Annotated in this window: 7 protein-coding genes; all 7 read left to right on the top strand. The window is 58.8% G+C overall.

The features are described 5' to 3' along the window. Positions 1 to 2,234 (top strand): RHS repeat-associated core domain-containing protein (locus ABM562_RS11920; protein ID WP_460422056.1); only part of this gene is annotated, 2,234 nt, incomplete at its 5' end. Position 2,235: 1 nt separating this feature from the next. Continuing rightward, complete coding sequence (locus tag ABM562_RS11915; protein WP_258578838.1) at positions 2,236 to 2,538, top strand: hypothetical protein; 303 nt, start codon at positions 2,236 to 2,238, stop codon at positions 2,536 to 2,538. A 50-nt stretch (positions 2,539 to 2,588) separates the two neighbouring features. Further along, positions 2,589 to 3,056 carry a hypothetical protein gene (locus tag ABM562_RS11910; protein ID WP_258578839.1) on the top strand — a complete coding sequence of 156 codons (468 nt, stop codon included), beginning with the start codon at positions 2,589 to 2,591 and terminating at the stop codon, positions 3,054 to 3,056. Between the two features lie 11 nt (positions 3,057 to 3,067). After that, positions 3,068 to 3,346 carry a hypothetical protein gene (locus ABM562_RS11905; RefSeq protein ID WP_258578840.1) on the top strand — a complete coding sequence of 93 codons (279 nt, stop codon included), beginning with the start codon at positions 3,068 to 3,070 and terminating at the stop codon, positions 3,344 to 3,346. Positions 3,347 to 3,524: 178 nt separating this feature from the next. Continuing rightward, on the top strand, positions 3,525 to 4,253 hold the full coding sequence (dsbC, locus tag ABM562_RS11900) for a bifunctional protein-disulfide isomerase/oxidoreductase DsbC (RefSeq protein WP_036994032.1): 729 nt from the start codon (positions 3,525 to 3,527) through the stop codon (positions 4,251 to 4,253). Positions 4,254 to 4,332: 79 nt separating this feature from the next. Continuing rightward, positions 4,333 to 5,637: a homoserine dehydrogenase gene (locus ABM562_RS11895; protein WP_036994034.1), complete on the top strand. Its 1,305-nt coding sequence runs from the start codon at positions 4,333 to 4,335 to the stop codon at positions 5,635 to 5,637. Between the two features lie 105 nt (positions 5,638 to 5,742). Next, positions 5,743 to 7,152 (top strand): threonine synthase, encoded by a 1,410-nt coding sequence (gene thrC / locus ABM562_RS11890; protein WP_233673325.1) that lies wholly within the window; start codon positions 5,743 to 5,745, stop codon positions 7,150 to 7,152. Positions 7,153 to 7,156 lie beyond the last annotated feature (4 nt).

Genomic DNA, 7,156 nt, shown 5'->3' with positions numbered 1-7,156 from the left:
ATGCGGCGGGCAAGCACAAGCACCTGCGCTGGAACGAATTGGGCCTGCTGATTGAACAGGTCGATTGTTCGGGGTATCCGACCCGCTTCAGTTATGACCGGCGCGGGCATCTGCAGGTTGTCACCGATGCCCTCGGCGAACGCATGGAGTATTCGTACGACCATAAGGGAAGGCTGCTCAAAAGGGTGCTGCCCGACGGCCGCAGTGAACATTACCTGCACAATGCGCGCGGCCTGCTGGATCGTTACATCGACCTGGCCGGGCATCCGACTCATTACCGCCATGACCGTCGTGGTCAGGTATGCGAGCGAATCGATGCCCATGGCCGCAACGTACAGCTTGCCTACGATGCCTACGGTCGTCTTCAGGCCCTGACCAATGAAAATGGTGAAACCTACCGGTTTGCCTGGGACCTGGGGGATCGCCTGACGCTGCAGCAGAATCTGGATGGCAGTGCCAAGCGCCTTTGCTATGACGCCCTCGATGACATCCGCCAGGTGCAATTCATCCCGGCGCCGGATGGCAGTCATCAGCAACCAATCACCCACAAGCTGGAGCGGGATGCGGCGGGGCGGTTGATCGCCAGGCATACCGATGATGGTCTTGCTTCGTATGCTTATGACCCTCTCGATCAACTGACGGCGGTGAGCTTTACCGACAACATGGGCAACAGCGAACAACTGGCCTTCGCTTATGATGCTTTCGGCCAGCTTGTCGAAGAACACAGTGCCAATGGTGTGCTGAAGCATCACTACGACGAACTCGGCAACCTGATCCAGAGCCAGCTGCCCGATGGTCGCTGGCTCAACCGGCTGTATTACGGCAGCGGTCACCTGCATCAGCTAAATCTCGACGGCCAGGTGATCAGCGACTTCGAGCGCGACCGCCTGCACCGCGAAGTGCTGCGCACCCAGGGGCGTATCAGTACCCGCAGCGAGTACGACCGCAGCGGTCGTTTGCGTTCACGGCTGCGCCGCCCCAACCACCAGCCGCCGCAACTGCCGGCTGCGGTGCAGCAACGTTTCGACTTCGATCCCGCAGACAACCTGATCAGCCGCTTCAACCAGCAGCCCGGTAGCCAGCACCAGCAATTACTGCATTACGATGCCAGCGGGCGGATCATGGCCAGCCAGGACGCCGGCCAGGGCCAAAGTGAAGCCTTCGCCTACGACGCCGCCGCCAACCTGCTCGATGGGCCGCAAGCCGGCATCGGCCTGGTGCGCCATAACCGCGTGCTCACCTACCAGGACAAACGCTATCGCTACGACGGCTTCGGCCGCCTGATCGAGAAACGCAGCAGCCGGCGTGGCATCCAGCACTTCAGCTACGACGCCGAGCACCGCCTGATCCAGGTGCGCAGCCAGCACGGTGGTCGTGAGCGAGTGCTGAACATGCGCTACGACCCGCTGGGGCGGCGTGTCGAGAAAAGCGAATACGACGATCAGGGCAATCTGCTCGACCAGACCCGCTTCGCCTGGGATGGCCTGCGCTTGCTACAGGAGCATCGATACAGCCAGACCAGCCTGTACCTGTATGTCGAAGACAGTCACGAGCCATTGGCGCGGGTTGACGGCACGGGGCTGCACCAGCAGGTGCGCTACTACCATAACGATCTCAATGGCCTGCCCGAACAGCTGACGGATGACAGTGGCGAAGCAGTCTGGCAGGCGCGGTATCAGGTCTGGGGCAATACCCTGCAGGAAGTACGCGAGGCGCATTTCATCGAGGAACAGAACCTCAGGTTTCAGGGCCAGTACCTGGACCGTGAGACGGGCCTGCACTACAACACGTTTCGGTTTTATGACCCGGATATCGGGCGGTTCACCCAACCCGACCCGATTGGCTTGTTGGGAGGCTCCAATCTCTATCAATACGCTCAGAATCCAGTACGGTGGATCGACCCGCTAGGATTGGAAACGACCCTGTACAGGTCCATGAGCCTTGATGAATATTCCAGCCTAATGAAAACCGGAACATGGTCATCTCACGGAACCATGGAAGGAAAGTGGTTCGCTGAGTCCTATAAAGACGCTGTGACGTGGGGGAAAACGATGGGGCATGGCGGTGATTTCCGGATTGTTCAGGTAAAAGTACCTGACAAAATTGCTAACGCGGCATTCTCTAGTGCAAACCTAGATGCAATTGGTAAAGCTAGGTACATAGAGATCAGTGATCTCAATAAAGCTAAAGTCAAACCGAAATGGACTCGCCGGATAGCTTGTGGAGGAAAATAAAATGAAAAAAATTGTTGATGTCAGAGTGCGTTGGGTCGATGAGCAATTAGGCGGGAAAGCCGTGCTGCCTCACAAAACACCTTTCTATGTTACGACCGACCTGCTTCGAAATGAATCAGGGATAGAGACGAACTGGAGTCTAGTGTTGGAAATAGAAAGCAATACAGAAGATGTCGGTAGCAGAACCGGTCTTGGTAAAGCCTATTTTCTGGTGGAGAACGCGCCATCCTCTTTACTAAGAAAAGGGTGTTCTTTGAAAGTGTATGAAGGCAGACGGTACGTTGCAGTGGTTGAGGTGGTTTAGCTGTTCCAGCTGTAACGGCTGGGTGAGTATCCGCTGTCGAAGGTTGAAAAATGAATATAGTTCAACGCCTGGCTTTAAATTACCCGTTGGCTTTTTTGCAGATGCCGGCTGGCTGGGCAGTAGTCAAGAATAGCTTCATTGACGCTGATCCCAATATCCTTGATGGGATCGATAACCCGCTTGAGCAAATGATGGTTCGAGCGAATTTTTTCGACTCCGATATTTTTTATGCGTTCAGCGAATACGTTACGGGTGATCGCAGTCAGATCAAAGCAACCATTGATGTCTGGTGTCGTCCATCTGACAGGGACGTATCGCTTGTCAGCTATGAACTCACTTTTTCCTTGTACAAGAACAAGTCGAAAAACAGTTACTTCAGTACGCAGCAGTTAGCTCAGGATAGGCATAGCACGGTAAGGCTCATCAACCACTGGATGAGTTCATTTTCACTAAAGTTTGTCCATGCGTTTGACAGCGATCTCGAAAGCTGCTTTTCGGTGGATTCAAGTAAAGGTTAAGGCTTTTTGAAATGCTAGACATCTCCTATCTGTCGGATGTACTAGGCGACAAGCCCTACCTTCAACTGAGTGACGCTGAGGTGAAGCGTGTGCAGGGCGCATTTATTGAATTGCGTGAAAAGACGGGGCTTTATATCGATCCTTATGGGCGATCCAGGATTTATCCCAGGCAGCAGAAGATGTTGATTGCGCTGCTGTTACAGGACATTGATCGCGATGTGTTTGCTTTTGTTGATTTTCTGAAAGTCTCCAGTGATGCAGATGAGGTCTTGCTGGCAGACGGTGATTGATAGCTGAGGTAGACGCTGACCGCTGGCGCACGCAGCCTTGCGCTCCCGATCGAGCACGCCTCCGACCACCGCCGCTTCTGTGGTAGGCTTGGGCGGTTTGCACCGAGGGCCGCAATGACACCCCGTTTTCAGTACGGGCGTGCTGCATCCGGCCCCCTGTCCGCCTTCAGGAGTTCCCATGCGCGTGACCCAGATTTTCGCCGCCGCCGCCCTGGCGCTGGTCAGTACTTTTGCCGCTGCCACCGACAACGCCGAGCAGGCGATCCGCAAGACCCTGCAGTCCCTGGAACTGGGCGTGCCGGTCGACAGCGTTGCCACCAGCCCGCTCAACGGTCTGTATGAAGTCAAGCTCGAAGGCGGCCGCGTGCTGTACGCCAGCGGCGACGGCCAGTTCGTCATGCAGGGCTACCTGTTCCAGATCCAGGACGGCAAGCCGGTCAACCTGACCGAGAAGACCGAACGACAGGCCATCGCCAAGACCATCAATGCCATTCCAGCGGCCGAGATGGTGGTTTATCCTGCCAAGGGCGAAACCAAGTCGCACATCACGGTGTTTACCGACACCACCTGCCCGTACTGCCACAAGCTGCACGCCGAAGTGCCTGAGCTCAACCGTCGCGGTATCGAAGTGCGCTACGTCGCCTTCCCGCGTCAGGGCCTGGGTTCGCCGGGTGACGAGCAGTTGCAGGCGGTCTGGTGCTCGAGCGACCGCAAGGCGGCGCTGGACAAGATGATCGACGGCAAGGAAATCAAGGCCGCCAAGTGCGCCAACCCGGTCGGCAAGCAGTTCGCCCTGGGCCAGTCGATCGGCGTCAACGGTACGCCGGCCATCGTCCTGGAAAACGGCCAGGTGATTCCGGGCTACCAGCCGGCACCGCAAGTGGCCAAGCTGGCCCTGGCCAAGTAATTCAATCTGAAGCCGTCACCTTGGGGTGGCGGCAGTTTCACGATCGGCTGCCAGCCGGTCGTTTCATGGGGAGTTCACAGTGAAACCGGTCAAAGTAGGCATCTGTGGGTTGGGGACCGTCGGTGGCGGTACCTTCAATGTACTTCAGCGTAACGCCGAGGAGATCGCCCGCCGTGCCGGGCGTGGTATTGAAGTGGCACAGATTGCCATGCGTTCGCCAAACCCGAATTGCCAGATTACCGGTACCCCCATTACCGCTGATGTGTTCGAGGTCGCAACGAACCCGGAAATCGACATTGTCATCGAGCTGATCGGCGGCTACACCATCGCCCGCGAACTGGTGCTCAAGGCCATCGACAACGGCAAGCACGTGGTCACCGCCAACAAGGCGCTGATTGCCGTGCACGGCAACGAGATTTTCGCCAAGGCTCGCGAGAAGGGCGTCATCGTCGCTTTCGAAGCGGCCGTAGCCGGCGGTATCCCGGTGATCAAGGCGATCCGCGAAGGTCTCTCGGCCAACCGTATCAACTGGGTGGCCGGGATCATCAACGGCACCGGCAACTTCATCCTCACCGAAATGCGTGAAAAAGGCCGTGCGTTCCCCGACGTGCTGGCCGAAGCCCAGGCCCTGGGTTACGCCGAAGCCGATCCGACCTTCGACGTCGAAGGCATCGATGCCGCGCACAAGCTGACCATCCTGGCGTCCATCGCCTTTGGTATCCCGCTGCAGTTCGACAAGGCCTACACCGAAGGCATCACCCAGCTGACCACCGCTGACGTGAACTACGCCGAAGCGCTGGGCTACCGCATCAAGCACCTGGGCGTGGCCCGCAGCACTGCCAACGGCATCGAACTGCGCGTGCACCCGACGCTGATCCCGGCCGATCGCCTGATCGCCAACGTCAATGGCGTGATGAACGCAGTGATGGTCAACGGTGACGCTGCCGGTTCCACCTTGTTCTACGGCGCCGGCGCCGGCATGGAACCGACCGCTTCGTCGGTGGTGGCTGACCTGGTCGACGTGGTTCGCGCCATGACCTCCGACCCGGAGAACCGTGTACCGCACCTGGCCTTCCAGCCAGACTCGCTGTCGGCCCACCCGATCCTGCCGATCGAAGCTTGCGAAAGCGCCTACTACCTGCGCATCCAGGCCAAGGATCATCCGGGCGTGCTGGCCCAGGTGGCGAGCATCCTCTCCGAGCGCGGCATCAACATCGAATCGATCATGCAGAAGGAAGTCGAGGAACAGGACGGCCTGGTGCCCATGATCCTGCTCACTCATCGAGTGGTCGAACAGCGCATGAATGATGCCATCACCGCCCTGGAAGCCCTGCAGGATGTGGTCGGCAACGTGGTGCGTATCCGCGTCGAACAACTCAACTGACAACAGCGGCAAGCGGCAAGCTACAAGCTGCAAGATCACAGCGGGACTGCGGTGACTTGCAGCTTGAAGCTTGAAGCTTGAAGCTCAAACCGAAGGTTTGCAAAAATGCGCTACATCAGTACCCGCGGCCAGGCACCGGCCCTGAACTTTGAAGACGTGCTGCTGGCAGGCCTTGCCAGCGACGGCGGCCTGTACGTGCCAGAAAACCTGCCGCGTTTCACCCAGGAAGAAATCGCTTCCTGGGCCGGCCTGCCGTACCACGAACTGGCCTTCCGGGTGATGCGCCCGTTCGTCACCGGCAGCATCGCCGATGCCGATTTCAAGAAGATTCTCGAAGAAACCTACGGCGAGTTCGCCCACGCCGCGGTCGCGCCGCTGCGTCAGCTGAACAGCAACGAATGGGTGCTGGAACTGTTCCACGGCCCGACCCTGGCGTTCAAGGACTTCGCCCTGCAACTGCTCGGCCGCCTGCTCGACCATGTGCTGGCCAAGCGTGGCGAGCGCGTGGTGATCATCGGCGCCACCAGCGGTGACACCGGCTCTGCGGCCATCGAAGGTTGCCGCCGTTGCGACAACGTCGACATCTTCATCCTCCATCCGCACCAGCGCGTGTCGGAAGTTCAGCGCCGGCAGATGACCACCATCTTCGGCGAGAACATCCACAACATCGCCATCGAAGGCAACTTCGACGACTGCCAGGAAATGGTCAAGGCCAGCTTTGCTGACCAGGGCTTCCTCAAGGGCACTCGCCTGGTGGCGGTGAACTCGATCAACTGGGCACGGATCATGGCCCAGATCGTTTACTACTTCCACGCAGCCCTGCAGTTGGGCGGCCCGGCGCGTTCGGTGGCGTTCTCGGTACCGACCGGCAACTTCGGCGACATCTTTGCCGGCTACCTGGCGCGCAACATGGGCCTGCCGATCAGCCAGCTGATCGTCGCCACCAACCGCAATGACATCCTGCACCGCTTCATGAGCGGCAACCAGTACGTCAAGGAAACCCTGCACGCGACCCTGTCGCCGTCCATGGACATCATGGTTTCGTCGAACTTCGAACGCCTGCTGTTCGACCTGCACGGGCGCAACGGCGCGGCCATTGCCGGCCTGATGGACAACTTCAAGCAGGGTGGCGGCTTCAGCGTCGAAGAAGACCGCTGGACCGAAGCGCGCAAGCTGTTCGATTCGCTGGCCGTCGATGACGCGCAGACTTGCGAAACCATCGCCGAAGTCTTTGCCCAGACTGGCGAAGTGCTCGACCCGCACACCGCGATCGGCGTCAAGGCCGGTCGCGAGTGCCGCCGCAGCCTGGATACGCCAATGGTGGTACTGGGCACCGCGCACCCGGTCAAGTTCCCGGAAGCGGTGGAGAAGGCCGGGGTCGGCAAGGCCCTGGAATTGCCTGCGCACCTGAGCGACCTGTTCGCCCGCGAAGAAAAATGCACGGTACTGGCCAATGACCTGAAAGCCGTTCAGGCCTTCGTCAGCCAGCACGGTAATCGCGGCAAGCCGCTCTGATCGA

The organism is Pseudomonas sp. ZL2, assembly GCF_054788455.1.
Note: the sequence above shows the minus strand (reverse complement) of the source record. Positions and strands in the feature narration are given on the sequence as shown.

What these genes read in the sequence shown, in the direction of transcription:
- ABM562_RS11915 (WP_258578838.1), top strand. Translation starts at nt 2,236, where the DNA reads ATGAAAAAAATTGTTGATGTCAGAGTGCGTTGGGTCGATGAGCAATTA.
- ABM562_RS11910 (WP_258578839.1), top strand. Translation starts at nt 2,589, where the DNA reads ATGAATATAGTTCAACGCCTGGCTTTAAATTACCCGTTGGCTTTTTTG.
- ABM562_RS11905 (WP_258578840.1), top strand. Translation starts at nt 3,068, where the DNA reads ATGCTAGACATCTCCTATCTGTCGGATGTACTAGGCGACAAGCCCTAC.
- dsbC (WP_036994032.1), top strand. Translation starts at nt 3,525, where the DNA reads ATGCGCGTGACCCAGATTTTCGCCGCCGCCGCCCTGGCGCTGGTCAGT.
- thrC (WP_233673325.1), top strand. Translation starts at nt 5,743, where the DNA reads ATGCGCTACATCAGTACCCGCGGCCAGGCACCGGCCCTGAACTTTGAA.